Origin of the sequence: Halorussus ruber (genome assembly GCF_004765785.1) — an archaeon.
GTDB classification, from domain to species: Archaea; Halobacteriota; Halobacteria; order Halobacteriales; family Haladaptataceae; genus Halorussus; species Halorussus ruber.
Genome location: NZ_SBIT01000015.1, coordinates 1 through 16377, shown reverse-complemented (window position 1 = coordinate 16377; position 16377 = coordinate 1). Strand labels below are relative to the sequence as shown.

Here is a 16377-nt window from a genome sequence, read left to right as displayed (position 1 = left end):
GCCTCTGGCAACCCATAACCAGAGCAACATACTCAAGTGTGAGTAAATATTTTGTAGAGGTATGCGATGGCAACACCCTCGTAATCTGACGGACGTAGAGCGCAAGAAAAACGAAACCAAGGCCGGGACCAACTCGTCGTTCATCGCGGCGATGATGCTGGCGGCCTGAACAGGCGTGACTCGCCTTCGCTGTCTCACTTCTCCGAATTATCGACCCGTGAGCGCCTCGCTCGCCGGAGCGAACGAGATTTCCGAGCCGAGACCCTCGTCTTTGGCCTTCTCGTAGAGCATGTGGGCCGACGCGACCGTCTCGATGCCGGTGCCGCCGCTGTCGAAGACCGTGATTTCCTCGTCGGACTCCCTGCCCGGCGCTTCGCCCGCGACTACTTCGCCGAGTTCCGCGTGGACGTGGTCCTCCGAGATGGCTCCTTCGTCGAGCGCCGCGATGAACGACCCGGCGTCCTGCTCGACGCGGTCGCGGAGGTCCGGCACGTACTTGGCGCGCTCGATGGTTCTGGCGTCGAGTTCGCGCTTGTTGGGGTGGTACTGGCCCATCGCGGTGACGTGGGTCCCCGCCGCTAGCAAGTCGCCGTCGAAGACGGGGTCGCCCGCGGTGGTGGCGGTGACGACGATGTCGGCCTCCTCGACGGCGGCCGCGCTGGAGGCGACGGCGGCGACCGAGGGGTCGATTTGCTCGTTCATCTCGGCCGCGAACTCCTCGCGGGACTCCTTGGTCGGCGAGTAGACCCAGACGCTTTCGAGGTCCCGAACGGTGTCGATGGCGCGGAGCTGGCCGCGGGCTTGCGAGCCCGCGCCGATGACCGCCAGCGTCTCGGCGTCCTCGCGGGCCAGCGCGTCGGTGCCGACCGCGCCAGCCGCGCCGGTCTTGAAGGGATTCATGCTCGCGCCGTCCAGCAGCGCGAGCGGTTCGCCCGACTCGGCGTCGAACAGCGGCGTCATGAACCACGCGTCCTCCTCGCCGAACCCGGCGGCGTACATGTACCCGCCCATCGCGCCGGTCTCGGGGAGGATGGCCGAGTAGTCGGTCAGCATCCCCGGCGGGTCGGCGTTGGTCAACTTCGCTCGCGGTCGGGCCGGTGCGCCCTCGCCTCGCTGGCGGTAGCCCTCGCGCACTGCCTCGACGTATTCGGCGGGCGACGCGAGTCCGGCGACCTCCTCGCTAGTCAGAAAGACTGCCTCGGTCATGGCCGGGACAACACAGTCCAGCCTCAAAGTCGTTGAGGCACCGGCTAGGATGAAGTCGTGTCGCGTTCAGATATACCACTAGAGTCGTGGTCTCGAAAGCCTCGCGTTCTGAACCGCAGGAATTGATAGGACAGCAGTATCCTCGAAAGCCCTCGCGCGGTTCGCGGTCGCTCCGGCAGATATTCGCGGACCTCTCCGCACCGCCCGGTCCGCGAATAGGGCCGCCGGAGACGACCACGGGCCTGACGGCCCGCGAACCCCGCTCGCCCTTTCAGTCCGCCAGGAATCGGTTGATTGGCCGAGCGAAGCCGTGGGTGGCGGCGCTTCTCTGCGCAGAACTCTTGGGGTCGCGGGAGATTTTGAACGTCCGGAGACGCGGCCGTGGCCGCGTCGTCAGACATCTTTGTCTATATTTAAACAATAATTATATTTACTAAGGATGTTTATACATTTCTCGATACCCCTTCACGCCGACTCGACCGGCGACACACTCTTGTGATTTCTCGGTGTACGCCGGGACATGGTCACCCGACTAGCACTTCTCGCAATCGGCGTGCTGGAGGTCCTCTTCCCGCGCCGAATGGTCGATTTCTGGATGCGGCGCGCCGCGAAGGGCGGCGAGGAGGTGGCGCTCAAAGAGTGGGTCTACACCGTCGCCCGCGTGGAAGGAATCGTCATCGTCCTCTGGGTGTTGGCCCGGCGCGGCCGCGGTCGTAGCGAGGAGTAATGTCCGGAAGTCACTCCATCGGCGACACGGCGACGTTCGACCGCTTCGCGCGGTTCTACGATTGGGTCGTGCCGACCGCCGACGAGGACGAGTTGCGCGCGGCGCTCGAGTTCGCCGACCGGGACATCGAGCGCGTCCTCGACGTGGGCGGAGGCACCGGGCGCGGCGCGGCGGCCTTCGACGCCAGCGAGCGCATCGTCGTCGACGCCGCCGAGGGGATGACCCGCCAAGCCTGCCGGAAGGGGTTCGAGGCCGTTCGGGCAGACGCCGCGAGCCTGCCGTTCGCCGACGAGAGCGTCGATGCCGTCACAATTGTGGACGCGCTCCACCACGTCGGCGACCCGGAGGAGACCATCGCCGAGGCGGCCCGCGCGCTCCGACCCGGCGGCGTCCTCGTGATTTGGGAAATCGACCCGACCGCGCCGGTCGGCCGACTCGTCGAGGCTGGCGAACACCTCTACGGCTTCGACTCGACGTTCTTCGCGCCCGAGGACCTCGGGCGCAAAGTCGCCGAGGCGGGCCTCGACGCCAAGTTCCGGTCGCGGGGCTTCGAGTACACCGTCGTCGGTCGCGCACCCGGAAACGACTGATTTTCCGAGTCAGTCCGACAGGCTCTCCGCGCCCTCGCCGACCTGCTCCGCGTCACGGCCGCGAGCGGGACCGCGGTCCGGGCCGCGGTCTGCCCCGCGATTCAGTTCCTCCTCGCCGAGCAACGCCCGCCAGAGGCCGGGCAGGAACCCGAGCCACGCGAGGCCGACGAGCGCGTACCCGCCGAGCGTCAGCAACTCCTCGACCGCGCCGAACGCCGGGAAGGCGGTCGTCCAGAGCGCGAGCATCCCCGCGTTGACGGCGAGGACGCCGAGCCACGGCGGTCGGTGGGCGGCCTCGCCGATAGATTTCCGAACGTCGCCGGGCGTCTCGCGCAGGGCCACCACGACGCTCGGCAGGAGGGCCATCGCCAACTGGAGCATCCACCCGAAGACCAGTCCCTCGATGGCCGCGGCTTCGATGCCCGCCGCAGGGACCGTCTCGGGGAACAGCAACACCAGCGGTGCCCACGGGACGGGGAAGACCAGCCAGACGTACGCGCCGAGGACGTGGGCGAACCGCGAGTCCGTCCACTCTCCACCGGCCCGCCACGTCCCGACGAGGTTCGCCAGCAGGGCGAGCGTCCCGACGACGTAGACGGCGAGTCCGGCCATCGTCAGGGGGTTTATCGCCAGCCACGGCCCGGCCACGAGGCCCACCGCGCCGAGGGTCACGCCCCAGAACGTCACGGGCACCAGTCGCGGGTAGCGCAGTTCCGCGTCGGCCAGCGCCGGAATCACGGCCAGCAACGTCCCGGCGGCCACGAGCGCGAGGAAGCCCCAGACGTTCGCGTGGACGTGGGCCTCCAGACTCCCGAAGTAGCCGCCCGGGCCGTGGTAGTTCAGGAGCATCCCGAACGCCGCGAGGAGGCCGACGCCGAGGAACCACGGCGCAATCGCGTAGTACCGGAGCAGTCCCCCGCCCGCGGCGTCGCTCTCGGAGCCGTCAGCTCCTCGACCGCCCAGATTCGTCCGGTAGACCGACGCCACGAGGAGCGCCAGCGCGAACAGCACGCCGGTCGCGCCGACCGCGGCCGTCGTCAGCGCGCCGGTCGCCATCCCGAGGAGGACGAGGGGATAGCTCGCGTTCAGCGCCAGCCACTGGAGCCACCGGCCTCGCGCGGGCGGCGTCTCATCCTTCCCCGCTGACTCTCCGTTCACTCTCGACTCACCCTTCCGCACCGACGCCGCGAGGCTCGGGAGCGCGCCGAACAGGGCTTGGGTCATCGCGCCGATGGTGACGAAGTGGATGGTCAGCCACCGGAGTCGAGGGAGCGCGTCTATCAGCCCCGTCCCGCCAGCGAGCTTTCCGCCCACCGCCAGCAGGCCCACCGTCAGGTAGAGGCCCGCCATCAGGAAGAACGGGTTCGTCCGCGCGCCCATCTCGGGAGTCCGAGCAGTCGCGGTCGTTTCGGTCGTCTCGGTCGTGTTAGTCGTCACGTTGCTGACTTCGCGCGGGCCGAGGGTAGCCCTTCGCCCGAACCTGCGAGTCTCCTTCGAACATGTTAGTATCTATTTTTAACCGATTGTGGACCTTCCCTCGAAACGAGAACGCGACATGCCACAGGCCAGACTCGCAATCACGCTCCCCGAGGGGACGTGGATTCACTCGCTCTCGACCGAGTACCCCGAGACCACCTTTCGAGTCGTCGCCACGCTCGGCGGGAACGGGACCGGGGTCGCGCTGGTCGAGTTAGTCTCGGACGACCCGGTGCCGGTCGTCTCGGCCATCGAGCGCCGCGAGGACGTGACCGACCTCGCGCTCCTCTGGAAGCGCGACGACGAGGCGCTCCTCCAAGTCGAGACCCGAGACCCCTTGCCGCTCCTCCCGGTCTGGAAGGCGGGCGTCCCGCTTCGCACCCCCTTCGAGATACGCGACGGCCGGACGACGTGGGAGACGACGACCACCGACGACCGACTCGCGGCCTTCGGCGAGGCGCTGGCGGAGTTCGGCGTCGAGTTCGAAGTCGAGTACGTCCGCGGAGTCGAGTCCGGCCCGGCCGACGACTTGCTGACCGACCGCCAACTGGAGGTCCTCCGGGCCGCGGCACAACAGGGCTACTACGAGACGCCCCGGACCGCGACCCTCACCGAAGTCGCCGAGTCCCTCGACGTCTCGAAGGCCACCGCCAGCGACATACTTCAGCGCGCCGAGGGCGCAGTCGTCGACTGGTTCCTCGCCGAGGTCGCACCGCGGGAGTGATAACGCACCGGCCCCAACTCGCGGGTATGAGCAACGCCGAAGAACTCCTCGGGTCGCGGGTGTCCCGCTCGCCGAGTACCGCGCTCCTCGCGGTGGGAGACCTGCTGGTCCTGATCAGTTTCCTCGTGCTGGGCGAACTCCAGCACAACGTGAACCCCGTCGAATCGCCACTGGTCGTCGCCGATACCATCGCTCCGTTCCTCCTCGGCTGGGTCGTCGCGTCGCTCGCGGTGGGCGTCTACGCCACTGACGCGACCCGGACGGTCAAGACGGCCATCCTCCGGGCGGCGAGCGCGTGGGTCCTCGCGGCCGCCGTCGGACTGGCGCTCCGCGCGACCGCGCTGTTCCACGGCAACTCGCCGCTTTCGTTCGCGCTCGTCGTGACGAGCGTCGGCATCGTCTTCTTCTCGACGTGGCGCGGCCTCGTGGCCGCGCTGCGATAAGCCGGAAGTAAAATCGGATTCTACGCCGCGACCCGGCGGTACTCCACGTAGGAGTAGACCGTGGCGTAGAGCGCGACCGCGGCGACCGGGGCGGCCAGAAGCGCCTCGGCGTAGGCCGGAACCAGCGCGGCCAGCGCGGCCACGACGCCAGCGAGTTTGAACAGCGGGGCGACTCGCTCGTGAGTCCGGTCCCAGACCTCGTCGCTGGAGATGGTCCACGGGGTCCGAATGCCGACGAACCAGTTGCGCTCGGCGTGAGCCGAGAGGACGCCGACGTAGTAGTAGAGCGCGCCGACGGCGGGCGCGAGCGCTTGGACCATCTCGAACTCGTAGCCCGCGTTGGCCGCGACGACGAGGAGGTGGAGGTAGACCAGAAACGCGAGCAGGAGGACGACGAAGGTGTCGTACTGCTCGCGGAACTGGGCGACGTTCTCGCCGAGGGGGTCGATTCGGGGGAGCGCCGCGAACAGGACGAGCATGAACGCCGACAGACCGGGGAACAGCGCGAGCGCGGCGAGTTTGGGCGTCTGGCCGTCGATTTCGCCAGCGGCGTTCCAGTGGGTCGCCATCTCGGCGGGCATCTCGGGATACGCCAGCAGGCTCAGGACCGCCGAGAGCGCCACGAGGCCGATACCCGCGAGATAGTGTCGTCGGAGGTTCATGACGCGAACTTGTCTCCTTCTGTATATAAATCTGGGGCCGAGACGCCCGACGAACTGCCGAAAGCGCAACCCTCATTGGAGGTCCCAGATAGTTTCGGGTAATGACAGCGTCGTCGCAGTCCGACATCGACTACGCCGCTCGGGCGCGGGACGTGCTGGGCTTCTCGCGGTGGTGGCAGGTCGCCGCCGCGGCGGTGATGATGGGCCTCATCAGCCCCTACCAGTACGTCTGGTCGTCCATCGAGTCGCCAATCGCGCGGTCGCTCGAACTCGACCCGACCGCGCTCGGGTTCGTGTTCACCCTGTTCGTCATCTTTCAGGCCGGGTCGCAGTTCCCGGTCGGGTGGTACCGGGACCGCCACGGACCGAGGAGACTGACCCTGCTGGCGGGCGTGCTGGCCGGTGGCGGCTACGTCGGGTTGGCGTACGCCGACCAGGTGTGGCAACTCTACCTGCTCTACTCGCTGGGAGCCATCGGGGTCGGCATCGTCTACACCGTGGCGGTCAACACCGCGCTGAAGTGGTTTCCCGACCGCCGGGGGCTGACCACCGGGGTCGGCACGATGGCCTTCGCCGGAGGGAGCGCGCTGTTCGTGCCCTACGTCCGGGCGAACGCGACCGTCGCGGGCTACCCCGACGTGCTTCGCAACATGGGGATTCTCATCGGTGCCGGGATTCTCGTCGGCGCGGTCGTGCTTCGAGACCCGCCGACCGGGTGGGCCGGAGCGACCGGCGCGAGCGCCGACGCCGAAGAGAACCCCGCCGAGGCCCCCGAAGAGGAGACTGACGGCGGCACGACTCCGGCTCACGCGAGGGGCAAGCAGTACACGTGGCGCGAGATGATTCGGACGTGGCAGTTCTGGCTGATGTACGTCATGTTCGTCTTCGCCAGCGGTGCCGGGTTGATGCTGACCGCGAAGGTGGTCTCGTTCGCCCAGAACGTCGAGTTGAACGCCGTGACCGCGACCGCTGGCGCGACCCTGCTCCCCCTCGCGGGCGGCGTCGGGCGTCTCGTGGTCGGGGACATCTCCGACCGAGTGGACCGCGAGCGCGCGATGGCGATTTCGTTCACGCTCTGCGGACTGGGCCTGTTCGCGGTGGTCTGGTTCGGCGTGACCCAGACCTCGCTCGGATTCCTCGCGGCGGTCGTGATTGCGACGTTCTTCTGGAGTCCCCAGTACACCCTGTTCCCGAGCGTCGTGGGCGACTACTACGGTCAGAAGCACTCCTCGGCCAACTACGCACTGCTGTACTCGGGCAAGATGTGGGGCGGCATCTTCGGCGGCGGCGTCGCGGGCTGGCTTGTGACCCAGACCAGTTGGCCCACCGCGTTCGCGGTCGGCGGCGTGCTGGCGCTCGTGTCTGGACTCGGCGCGTTACTGCTTCGGGAACCCGAGGACTGACGGCCGCACCGATTTTCTCGGTTTCTCTGCCCTTCTCGACGCTCGATTCGGCTGCTCCACCCTTCTCGGCGCTCGATTCGATTTCTTCGCCGCGTCGTTTCTGCCGGTCCGACTCGTCACGGTCGGGTGGCGACCTTCCAGCGCCGCGGACCGTCGACCCACCGGCTGACGTTACCGAGTGACGAGTCCGAGTCCGGTTCTCCTCGCGCCGACCAGGAATTACTGACAGAAATTTCCCCCCGGTCCTCTCAGCACCGCTCTCTGGTTACTTTTGGCGGGGCTCAGAGAGAAAACAGATTCGTAGTGTATCCATAAGTTATGACTATCCAATCCAGCGCCTACGATTCACCAACTAAAAACTCCTGTCTCAACTACGGGAAAGAGTTATATACCCATACCGCATATTTTGTAATAGATTATGACTGGGTACTACGACCTCATCCTTGGGCTGATTCCGCTTTCGTTGATTGGCGTAACCGGTGTGTTGAGCCTCGTCGGCTTTTCGGTAACCTCCGCCGTGCCGCTGGCCGCGAGCATTCCCGTGGCACTCATCGGACACGCACTCTTCGTCAACAGCCCCGTCGACGATACCCAGTCCACGACGGAGGCTGTCGACTCCTCGAACTCCTTCGAGCCTGCTGACTGAACGGTTCTCCGCGGCTCTCGCGGCTCTCGCGGCCTTTTCGTCGGACTTTTCGTCAGACTTTGGTACCTGCTTCGGAGTCGAATCTCTGCCTAGACAATTGTACGGTTGTCTTTAGCATATAGATATAATTCCCTAGTAAATGCAGAGTTATTTCTCTCCCGACTAGCGACGAGCGAAGCACAGTTACGACCGCACGCCCAAATCCGGTCATGGAGTACGCGGTGGCTGGGTGGCCCGAGGGGGACCCGAGGCTCCGACTCGACTACCGGGAGTTCAGTTACGCCGGGAAGTTCGTGATGTCGAACACGGGCAAGGCCGTGGCCCGCGACTCGGACGCCGGAGGCGACGGACAGCGCGGAGGCGGCGGACAGAGCGAAGGCAGCAGACAGAGCCGAGGCGGCGGACGTAACGACCAGTCCGAAGAAAGCGAAACTACCGCCCCCGACCGCGACTGGCTCGAAGACGACCGAATCGTCGCCGCCGTCGCGTTCAACGAGGACCGGACCGACCCCGAGACGGCGTGGCTTCGCTACGTCACCGTCCGCCGAGACCGCCGCGGGGCGGGGCTGGGCGCGCGCCTCTCGCGGTTCGCCGCCGCCCGACTCCGCGAGCGGGGCTACGAGACGGTCAAAATCGCGGTCAACAACCCCTTCGCGTACCACGCCCTCTACAAGGCCGGGTTCGGCTACACGGGCGAGGAGACCGGCCTCGCTGAGTTAGTACTCGCCCGGCCCGGCGACCGGTCCCCGGACCGCTATCAGTCGGGACTCGACGCCTACCGAGCGCGCGACGGTCTCGCGTCCGAGGAGCAGTCGTTCCTGTCGGCGAAGGCCGGTTCGGACCCGCCCGACGTGGTTCCGGTGCCCGAATAGCGCCGGTCCCCGAGTAGTGTCGGCCTCCGAGTAGTGTCGGCCTCCGAGTACTGTCGGCCTCCGAGTAGTGCCGGTGTCCGGTAGTCGAGTCCGAGCGAACGTCAGCCTCGCGTGATGTTGGTCGCGCGCGGCCCCTTCTCGGACTCCTCGACTTCGAACTCGACCTCTTGGCCCTCTTCTAAGTCCGGCCCCTCCACGTCCTCCATGTGGAAGAACACGTCGTCGTCCTCGCCGCCCTCCTCGGGTTCGATGAAGCCGTAGCCCTTCTGGTCGTGGAAGAACACGACTGTGCCTTTGACCATACTCCGAATCTCCATCGTGGTGTTCGTTCTCGTGTGCCAAATATTCGAGGGTCTCTATAAAAGGTATCTGGATGGGATGTGGCCGGATACATTTCGGGAACAGCGATTGTTTCGGTAGTTCTCGTATCCGAAACCGCAAGAGCAGACGGGACAGTAGAGTCCTCGAAAGCCCTCGCGCGGTTCGCGGTCACGCGAACGAAGTGAGTGTGATCTCGGAAGACGCGGGTTGTCTTCCGGCGGTCGCTCAGCGGGATATTTCGCGCCTCTCAGCACCGCCCGCGCGCCGATAGGGGTCGCTGAGGCGACTAAGATAAACGCGAACCCCGCTCGCCCTTTCATTCCGCCAGGGATTCGGTTGACTTGCCGAGCGTTCGCTGTCGGTTGGTCCGCCGAGCGTTCGCTGTCTGCTGATTCACCGAGCGCACGCCGCGGGCTGGTTCAGCCGCCGCCATCTACCGACCCCGCGGCCACCGAGGTTAAGCGCGGTGCGGCCGGACAACCTGTAGTTGGGGTTTCTGGGGTATGAGTGACAGAGATTTACCGGGACGGGACGCATCGCTGTGGCTGGAGACGACCGAGCGGACCGACTACGCGCCGCTCGACGGCGACCGGGCGGTCGATACCGCGGTCGTCGGCGGGGGCATCGCGGGCGTGACCGCCGCGCTTCACGCCGCGGAGGAGGGCCAGTCGGTCGCGCTCCTCGAATCCGACCGCATCGTCGAGGGCGTCACGGGCAAGACGACCGCGAAGGTCACCGCCCAGCACGGCCTGATTTACGACGACCTCCTCGACAAGCACGGCCGGGACGCCGCCCGCCAGTACGCCAAAGCCAACGCGGCCGCAATCGAGGAGATAGCCGACAGAGTCGAGGCCCACGACATCGACTGCAACTTCGAGCGCCTCCCGGCGTACACCTACGCCGCGGACGAGGACCAGCGCGGCGCGATAAGCCGCGAGGCCACCGTGGCGGAGGGACTCGACCTCCCCGCCGAGTTCGTCGCGGACCCGCCCTTCCCCGACGAGACCCCCGGCGCGGTCAAGTTCGGCGAGCAGGCGCAGTTCCACCCTCGGAAGTACCTCCTCGCGCTCGCCGACCAGATTCCGGAAGCGAGCGGCGAGGCCGACATCTTCGAGCAGACGAAAGTGACCGCGGTGGACGACCGCGACGGCGGCGACCACTGCCGCGTCGAGACCGAGCGCGGGGTCGTCACCGCCGAATCGGTCCTGCTGACCACCCACTTCCCCATCGAGGACCCCGGCTTGTACTTCGCGCGCCAGTGCCCCAAGCGCTCCTACGTGCTGGCGGTCGAACTCGCCGAGGAGTCGCCGGAGGGGATGTTCTACCGCGACAAGTCGCCGTACTTCTCGGCCCGGCCCCACCCGAGCGCCGAGGGGCCGATGCTGCTCGTCGGCGGGCAGAACCACAAGACCGGGCAGGGCGGTTCGACCGCCGAGCGGTACCGCAAACTGGAACAGCAGGCCCGCGAACACTTCGACGTCGAGTCGGTCGAGTACCGGTGGTCCACGCAGGACTACGTCTCGGTGGACCAGATTCCCTACGTGGGCGAACTCGGCCCGACGACAGAGGGCGTCTACCTCGCCACGGGATTCGGCGGGTGGGGCATGACCAACGGGACCGCCGCGGGCCGGATGCTCGCCAAATTCGCGCAGGGCGAGGACCCCCGGTGGGCCGACGCCTTCGACCCGAACCGCATCGACCCCGAGGCCGCGGGCAAGGAACTCGTCTCGGAGAATCTCAACGTCGGCAAGGAGTTCACGAAGGACTGGGCCGGGACCCTGTTCGGCGGCAAGGACGCTGACGTCGCGCCGGGGGAAGGCAAAGTCGTGCGCCGGGACGGCAAGCCCCTCGCCGCGGCCCGCGACGACGAGGGCGACCTGCACGTCCAGTCCGCGGTCTGCCCGCATCTGGACTGCATCGTCCGCTGGAACGACGGCGAGCAGTCGTGGGATTGTCCCTGCCACGGCTCGCGGTTCTCGCTCGACGGCGAGGTCTTGGAGGGGCCTGCCGTCGAGGACCTGCCGAAACGCGGGGAGTGAGGACTCGACAACCCCGCCGACCACAGAGTTTCGAGGATATAAATAGGTGATAGGCGCGTGCTGGCGCGCTCTCCCGTGAGCGCGCCCATGCGCGCGAGGGACGAGCATCGCAGGCCGGAGCGTAGCGGAGGCCGAGAAGCGCAGGAGGCTGGGGAGGTGTGAGGCACGCGCTCGGGGGCGCTTTCCACGAGCGAACGCTCGGCGACACGAACCATCATGGGTGGATGAAGGGGCCGCCCGGTCGCGTTTACTGCGGTCGTCTCAGCGACCCCTATCGGCGCGGGCGGTGCGGAGAGCGCCGATATGTCGCTGAGACGACCGCGACCGGGCGGGGGCTTCAGAAGACAACACACCTCTAATTCTGACCTTGATTCGAGTTCCAAGGATAATTCGTAGCCACGCCAATTCCACGCTTCTCGGTGACAGTCACGTCGAGACGAAGTAGTAGTAGCTTTCAAACCCACACGCCCCCTACCACCGACCAATGGGAAACACCGATATGCGCCAACTCGCGGTCCTCGAAGAAGTTCCATTCGAGGACCTCGACGGCGAGACCGTCGCCGTGGACGCGCACAACTGGCTCTACAAGTACCTCACCACCACGGTCAAGTGGACCAAGGACGCCGCCTACACCACCGAGGAGGGCACCGAGGTCGCCAACCTCATCGGCATCGTCCAGGGCCTGCCGAAGTTCTTCGAGAACGACCTGACGCCCGTGTTCGTCTTCGACGGGGCGGTCACCGACCACAAGGAGGCGGAAATCGAACAGCGCCGCGAGGAGCGAGCGAAGCGCGAGGAGAAACTGGAAGAGGCCCGCGAGGAGGGTGACGCCGTCGAAATCGCGCGACTGGAGGCCCACACTCAGCGATTGACGGACACGATTCAGGAGACCACCCGCGAGTTGTTCGACCGCCTCGACGTGCCCTACATCGAGGCCCCCGCCGAGGGCGAGGCACAGGCCGCCCACATGAACCGGACCGGCGCGGTCGATTACTGCGGGACCGAGGACTACGACGCGCTTCTCCTCGGGGCACCGCTGACCCTCCGCCAGTTGACCAGCAAGGGCAATCCCGAGTTGATGGACTTCGAGGCCACCCTCGAAGAACACGACGTGACGTGGGAGCAGTTGGTGGACATCGGCATCCTCTGCGGGACGGACTTCAACGAAGGCGTCCCCGGCGTCGGTCCGAAGACCGCACTCAAGGGCGTCAAGGAACACGGCGACATCTGGGGCGTGCTGGAGGAGCGCGGCGCGAGCATCGACAAGGACGTGGACGTGATTCGGGAGTTGTTCCTGAACCCCACCGTCAGCGACGACTGCGAGTTCGACGCCGAGATGGACCCCGACCTCGACGCTGCGCGGGAGTACGTCGTCGGCGAGTGGAAGGTCCACGCCGAGGAGGTCGAGCGCGGATTCGAGCGCATCGAGGAGTCGGTGGCCCAGACCGGCCTCGACAACTGGACCTGAGCGTTCCGTTTCGACCCGGTTGGCTTCGCCGAACCTCTACGACTTCGACCGTTGTCGAAACCCTTGGACTTCTGCGGCGATTCCAAAATCGGTTACACAAGGCTTACTTTTCTACTCTAGAAATATCGGGACTGATGATGTCATCTGTGCTCACAGCAGCATCTAGGGCCAGTATCACCCTGTATACGGTGCCGGTCGTCGGGATCGAACTGGGCCGGACGGAAGTTACCGTGATCGGCATCGGAATGATTCTGATGCTACTCATGGGGTCAGGGTTCTTTTCATCGTCGGAGATTGCGTTGTTTTCCTTGCCGGACCACCAAATCGACGCGATGGTCGACCAGGGGCTACGTGGAGCGCAGGCAGTCAAGTCCCTCAAAGAGGATCCCCACCGCTTGCTCGTGACTATTCTCGTGGGGAACAACATGGTCAACATCACGATGTCCTCGATTTCGACGACCCTCGTCGGCTTCTACTTCGACCCTGGCACGGCCGTGCTCGTCTCGTCACTCGGTATTACGTCGATGGTTCTGATATTCGGGGAGAGCGCACCCAAGTCCTACGCTGTCGAGCACACTGAATTGCACGCACGGCGCGTCGCCCGAGGGCTGAATATCGTCGAGAAAGTGCTGTGGCCGCTCATCACCCTGTTCTATTACTTGACAACACTCGTAAACAAAGTCACAGGCGGCGACGCGTCCATCGAGTCGTCGTACGTCTCTCGCGACGAGATTCGGAACATGATCAAGACCGGCGAACGCGAGGGCGTCCTCGAAGAGGAGGAACGCCAGATACTCCAGCGCACTCTGCGGTTCACCGACGCCACCGCCAAGGAGGTGATGACCCCTCGCCTCGACATGGCGGCCATCTCCAAAGACGCGACCGTCGAGGAGGGCATCCAAGAGTGTATGCAGGCGGGGCACGCCCGCCTGCCGGTTTACGCGGGCTCGCTGGACAACGTGATCGGCGTCTTCGACATCCGTGAACTGGAGGATTCCGACTACGGCACCTTCGCCGACCTCGAGGTCGAGGACGTGGTCAAGCCGACGCTCCACGTTCCGGAGTCCAAGAACGTGGACGACCTCCTCTCGGAGATGCGCGAGAACCGGATGCAGATGGTCATCGTCATCGACGAGTTCGGCGCTACCGAGGGCCTCATCACGATGGAGGACGTGCTCGAAGAAATCGTCGGAGAGATACTGGTGGGTGACGAGGAACACCCGATCGAGTTCGTGGACGACACGGAGGTGCTGGTCCGCGGCGACGTCAACGTCGACGAGGTCAACGAGGCGCTGGACATCGACCTCCCCGAGGGCGAGGAGTTCGAGACCATCGCCGGGTTCCTCTTCAACCGCGCGGGTCGCCTCGTCGAGCAGGGCGAGGAGTTCGACTACGAGAACGTGATGATGCGGGCCGAACAGGTAGAAAACACCCGTATTCAGAAGGTCCGGGTGACCGTCGGCCGCGACACCGCCGAGTCGGTCGAAGGGAAGTCGCCGGCCGGCGAAGGCGAAATCGACTGATCGGGAGCGTCTCAGCGGCCGAGACTTCGGTCAGGTGACTCGACATCTCCGGAAATCCCGTGCTGAAAGTTTTCCGGACGACGCTGTCTGAAGTTCCCGCGGGAGCCGCTACCTCGAGAGGGAGGTGAAAACCATTAGGAGGTCGGCAAACGTAGCCTGTCGTATCGAGTCATGTACGAGAACATTCTCCTCCCGTACGACGGTAGCGAGGGCGCGGCCGAGGTACTCCATCACGCCAGCGAGATTGCCCACTGGGCCGACGCGACCATCCACGTGCTCTACGTCGCCGATACGACGCGCGACAGCGTCACCGTCGTCGAGGGGAAGACTGTCGATGCGCTCGCACAACAGGGCGAGGACATCGTCGACGAGGCCGCAAAGACGCTGGACACGCTCGGAGTCTCGTACGAAACCGACGTCGTTCAGGGCAATCCGGCCCCGACGATCGTCGACTACGCCGAGCGGTACGACCAGGATCTGGTCGTGATGCCGACCCACGGCCGCGAAGGGGTCTCACGATACCTCATCGGAAGCGTCTCCGAGAAGGTCGTCCGGCTCTCGTCGGTTCCCGTACTCTCGGTCCGCATGCAACCCGACGAGACGCTCGTGTTCCCCTACGAGAACATCCTCATCCCGACCGACGGAAGTACTGCCGCGACGCACGCCGCCAGTCATCTCGTCGAGTTCGCGGCGGCGCTCGATGCGACGGTCCACGTCTTGTCCGTCGTGGACGACACGACACTCGGAGTGGACGTCCGGTCCACCACCTCCGGAAAAGAGACTGAAGGGGCCGCGACCGACGCTGTCGAGACCGTCGTCTCGGAGGCCGAGTCACGTGGGGTTACGAACGCTGTCAGCCACGTCGAACACGGAACGCCCGTCGAGGAGATTCTCGACTACATCGAAGCGAACGACATCCACGTCGTCGGGATGGGCACGACCGGAAAGCGTGGCACGGACCGTATCCTGCTCGGTAGTGCGGCCGAGAAGACCGTGCGCTCGGCACCGGTCCCCGTCCTGACTGTCGCACAACCGGAGTGAGTTCTGTCGGGAGGAGCGGTTTTCGTGGGTTGTTCCGGCAGCGCCGACCGATTCAAATCACGAGGCCAGCACCGCCGAGTGTCACCACGCCCGCCGCGGTGAACCCGACGCCCGCGAGTCTAGTGAGGTGGACGCGCCACGGCGCGGGTTCGACGTCCTCGCCGCCGCGCGTGCCGATGAGGTCGGTCTGGATGTCGAGCATGGCGAGCGCGTAGGGCGCGAAGAGTTGGACGAGTCCCATCGCAACCAGCACCAGCGCCGCGGGCGCGGCCTCGGACGTGCCGAAACTGAGGTCCACGCGGCCGAGCGCAACCGCGCCGAGCGCGAGCGTCGGGATAGCGACCACCGTGGCGGCGTGGCCGCGTTCGACGCCGCGAGCGGCCCGGACCGCCTCGGTGAAGACGTAGGCCTGCCAGACGAGCGTGACCAGCACCAGCACCGAGAACCACCCGACTGCGGGGTCGGCCAGCAGCGCGAGCAGGCCCTCACGGAGCGGTTCGCGGGCCTGCGGAATCGGCCAGTCGGCCAGCGCGGTGTCGAACGCGAACGGGAGCGCGGCGTACCGGAGTGCCGCGGGCAGAAAGCCCCACGCGGTGTAGGCCATCGTCGTAGCGAACCCGTTACCCTCGCGTCCGTGGGCGAAGACGTGGAAGAACCCGGCCGTGACGGGCCACGACAGCAGGACGCCGAGGAGACCGACCCACGCCTGCCCGGAGACGACCCGGTCGGCGAACGGCCCGAGCGCGAAGGAGATTTGCTTGGGTAGCTCACAGCTCTCGTCGTAGAAGACGCTGTCGTTGCCGTGGGACTGGCGTTGCTCGCACACCCAGTCGGGCGGGCGGTTCGGGTTGTCGATTCGAATCGTCCCGCCGACGTGTTCGGCGGCGAACCCCGCCGAGAGGACGACGCCGCCAGCGCAGACCAGCGCCACCGCGACGACGGCGGCGAGCGCGACGCCGAACGACGGCGACCACTCGTCGAAGACCTCGGCCGGGCGGACCAGTACGCGCAGAAAGTCGAGGGAGGGCATCGTACCGGGGTGCTAACGCGCCCGGTATATGGTTTCTGGGTTCGCTCTGCGGGCAGACAAATAAAATTATTTTTTAAACGGCACTGTCTAGTTACGCACCTCCTGAATCGGGGTGCGTCCATCGAGTGCTTGATGCGGTCGTTGTGCGTTATAATAATGGGTGAACTGTACAAGCCACTCGCGGGCGCTTTGCTGACTGCCCACCC

Annotated in this window: 17 protein-coding genes; 11 read left to right on the top strand and 6 right to left on the bottom strand. The window is 65.9% G+C overall.

What is annotated here, in order from left to right; genetic code table 11:
• Positions 1-207 precede the first annotated feature (207 nt).
• Positions 208-1206, bottom strand: a complete 999-nt coding sequence (locus EPL01_RS17625) for an ornithine cyclodeaminase family protein (RefSeq protein WP_135826603.1) — start codon at positions 1204-1206, stop codon at positions 208-210.
• Positions 1207-1726: 520 nt separating this feature from the next.
• On the opposite strand from EPL01_RS17625, the gene EPL01_RS17620 reads away from it, so the two are divergent.
• Together EPL01_RS17620 and EPL01_RS17615 are read left to right on the top strand one after the other, a co-directional pair.
• Positions 1727-1933 (top strand): hypothetical protein, encoded by a 207-nt coding sequence (locus EPL01_RS17620; protein WP_135826602.1) that lies wholly within the window; start codon positions 1727-1729, stop codon positions 1931-1933.
• Positions 1933-2523, top strand: coding sequence for a class I SAM-dependent methyltransferase (locus EPL01_RS17615; protein WP_135826601.1), 591 nt, complete (start codon positions 1933-1935; stop codon positions 2521-2523). The genes EPL01_RS17620 and EPL01_RS17615 overlap by 1 nt, the downstream gene beginning before the upstream one ends.
• A gap of 9 nt (positions 2524-2532) precedes the next feature.
• On the opposite strand, the gene EPL01_RS17610 is transcribed toward EPL01_RS17615, so the two are convergent.
• A complete protein-coding gene (locus EPL01_RS17610) occupies positions 2533-3960 on the bottom strand; it encodes a heme-copper oxidase family protein (RefSeq protein ID WP_210424186.1) in 1428 nt (475 codons plus the stop codon).
• A 118-nt stretch (positions 3961-4078) separates the two neighbouring features.
• Here EPL01_RS17610 and EPL01_RS17605 point away from each other — a divergent pair, with 118 nt between their 5' ends.
• Together EPL01_RS17605 and EPL01_RS17600 are read left to right on the top strand one after the other, a co-directional pair.
• A complete protein-coding gene (locus tag EPL01_RS17605) occupies positions 4079-4723 on the top strand; it encodes a helix-turn-helix domain-containing protein (protein WP_135826600.1) in 645 nt (214 codons plus the stop codon).
• 26 nt (positions 4724-4749) lie between these two features.
• A complete protein-coding gene (locus EPL01_RS17600) occupies positions 4750-5166 on the top strand; it encodes a DUF3054 domain-containing protein (RefSeq protein ID WP_135826599.1) in 417 nt (138 codons plus the stop codon).
• Between the two features lie 20 nt (positions 5167-5186).
• Here the strand turns inward: EPL01_RS17600 and EPL01_RS17595 are convergent, their stop codons facing one another.
• Positions 5187-5828: an SdpI family protein gene (locus EPL01_RS17595; RefSeq protein ID WP_135826598.1), complete on the bottom strand. Its 642-nt coding sequence runs from the start codon at positions 5826-5828 to the stop codon at positions 5187-5189.
• Between the two features lie 101 nt (positions 5829-5929).
• On the opposite strand from EPL01_RS17595, the gene EPL01_RS17590 reads away from it, so the two are divergent.
• From EPL01_RS17590 to EPL01_RS17580, 3 genes are all read left to right on the top strand, one after another.
• Complete coding sequence (locus tag EPL01_RS17590; protein WP_135826597.1) at positions 5930-7231, top strand: OFA family MFS transporter; 1302 nt, start codon at positions 5930-5932, stop codon at positions 7229-7231.
• 418 nt (positions 7232-7649) lie between these two features.
• The gene (locus tag EPL01_RS17585) at positions 7650-7877 is read left to right on the top strand and encodes a DUF8015 family protein (RefSeq protein ID WP_135826596.1); all 228 of its coding nucleotides are present in this window, start codon (positions 7650-7652) and stop codon (positions 7875-7877) included.
• 209 nt (positions 7878-8086) lie between these two features.
• Positions 8087-8749, top strand: a complete 663-nt coding sequence (locus EPL01_RS17580; RefSeq protein ID WP_135826595.1) for a GNAT family N-acetyltransferase — start codon at positions 8087-8089, stop codon at positions 8747-8749.
• Between the two features lie 101 nt (positions 8750-8850).
• Here EPL01_RS17580 and EPL01_RS17575 read toward each other — a convergent pair whose 3' ends face one another.
• Positions 8851-9051, bottom strand: coding sequence for a cold-shock protein (locus tag EPL01_RS17575; RefSeq protein WP_135826594.1), 201 nt, complete (start codon positions 9049-9051; stop codon positions 8851-8853).
• Between the two features lie 522 nt (positions 9052-9573).
• Here EPL01_RS17575 and EPL01_RS17570 point away from each other — a divergent pair.
• The 4 genes from EPL01_RS17570 (at position 9574) to EPL01_RS17555 (ending at position 15141) form a co-directional block, all read left to right on the top strand.
• Entirely contained in the window at positions 9574-11109 is a 1536-nt protein-coding gene (locus EPL01_RS17570; protein ID WP_135826593.1) for an FAD-dependent oxidoreductase, read from the top strand.
• A gap of 484 nt (positions 11110-11593) precedes the next feature.
• Positions 11594-12577 carry a flap endonuclease-1 gene (fen, locus tag EPL01_RS17565; protein WP_135826592.1) on the top strand — a complete coding sequence of 328 codons (984 nt, stop codon included), beginning with the start codon at positions 11594-11596 and terminating at the stop codon, positions 12575-12577.
• A gap of 134 nt (positions 12578-12711) precedes the next feature.
• Positions 12712-14100, top strand: a complete 1389-nt coding sequence (locus EPL01_RS17560; protein WP_135826591.1) for a hemolysin family protein — start codon at positions 12712-12714, stop codon at positions 14098-14100.
• Positions 14101-14271: 171 nt separating this feature from the next.
• Positions 14272-15141, top strand: a complete 870-nt coding sequence (locus EPL01_RS17555) for a universal stress protein (protein WP_135826590.1) — start codon at positions 14272-14274, stop codon at positions 15139-15141.
• A 52-nt stretch (positions 15142-15193) separates the two neighbouring features.
• Here EPL01_RS17555 and EPL01_RS17550 read toward each other — a convergent pair whose 3' ends face one another.
• Both EPL01_RS17550 and EPL01_RS17545 read right to left on the bottom strand, forming a co-directional pair.
• Entirely contained in the window at positions 15194-16171 is a 978-nt protein-coding gene (locus tag EPL01_RS17550) for a DUF6199 family natural product biosynthesis protein (protein ID WP_135826589.1), read from the bottom strand.
• Between the two features lie 87 nt (positions 16172-16258).
• The coding region (locus EPL01_RS17545) for an integrase core domain-containing protein (RefSeq protein WP_135824065.1) at positions 16259-16377 on the bottom strand (119 nt) is incomplete at its 5' end.

Bases quoted from the DNA above. Each gene is read 5' to 3' on its own strand.
- EPL01_RS17585 (WP_135826596.1), top strand. From the start codon at position 7,650: ATGACTGGGTACTACGACCTCATCCTTGGGCTGATTCCGCTTTCGTTG.
- EPL01_RS17570 (WP_135826593.1), top strand. From the start codon at position 9,574: ATGAGTGACAGAGATTTACCGGGACGGGACGCATCGCTGTGGCTGGAG.
- EPL01_RS17615 (WP_135826601.1), top strand. From the start codon at position 1,933: ATGTCCGGAAGTCACTCCATCGGCGACACGGCGACGTTCGACCGCTTC.
- fen (WP_135826592.1), top strand. From the start codon at position 11,594: ATGGGAAACACCGATATGCGCCAACTCGCGGTCCTCGAAGAAGTTCCA.
- EPL01_RS17560 (WP_135826591.1), top strand. From the start codon at position 12,712: ATGATGTCATCTGTGCTCACAGCAGCATCTAGGGCCAGTATCACCCTG.
- EPL01_RS17580 (WP_135826595.1), top strand. From the start codon at position 8,087: ATGGAGTACGCGGTGGCTGGGTGGCCCGAGGGGGACCCGAGGCTCCGA.
- EPL01_RS17595 (WP_135826598.1), bottom strand. From the start codon at position 5,828: ATGAACCTCCGACGACACTATCTCGCGGGTATCGGCCTCGTGGCGCTC.
- EPL01_RS17605 (WP_135826600.1), top strand. From the start codon at position 4,079: ATGCCACAGGCCAGACTCGCAATCACGCTCCCCGAGGGGACGTGGATT.
- EPL01_RS17550 (WP_135826589.1), bottom strand. From the start codon at position 16,171: ATGCCCTCCCTCGACTTTCTGCGCGTACTGGTCCGCCCGGCCGAGGTC.
- EPL01_RS17600 (WP_135826599.1), top strand. From the start codon at position 4,750: ATGAGCAACGCCGAAGAACTCCTCGGGTCGCGGGTGTCCCGCTCGCCG.
- EPL01_RS17575 (WP_135826594.1), bottom strand. From the start codon at position 9,051: ATGGTCAAAGGCACAGTCGTGTTCTTCCACGACCAGAAGGGCTACGGC.
- EPL01_RS17555 (WP_135826590.1), top strand. From the start codon at position 14,272: ATGTACGAGAACATTCTCCTCCCGTACGACGGTAGCGAGGGCGCGGCC.
- EPL01_RS17620 (WP_135826602.1), top strand. From the start codon at position 1,727: ATGGTCACCCGACTAGCACTTCTCGCAATCGGCGTGCTGGAGGTCCTC.
- EPL01_RS17590 (WP_135826597.1), top strand. From the start codon at position 5,930: ATGACAGCGTCGTCGCAGTCCGACATCGACTACGCCGCTCGGGCGCGG.
- EPL01_RS17625 (WP_135826603.1), bottom strand. From the start codon at position 1,206: ATGACCGAGGCAGTCTTTCTGACTAGCGAGGAGGTCGCCGGACTCGCG.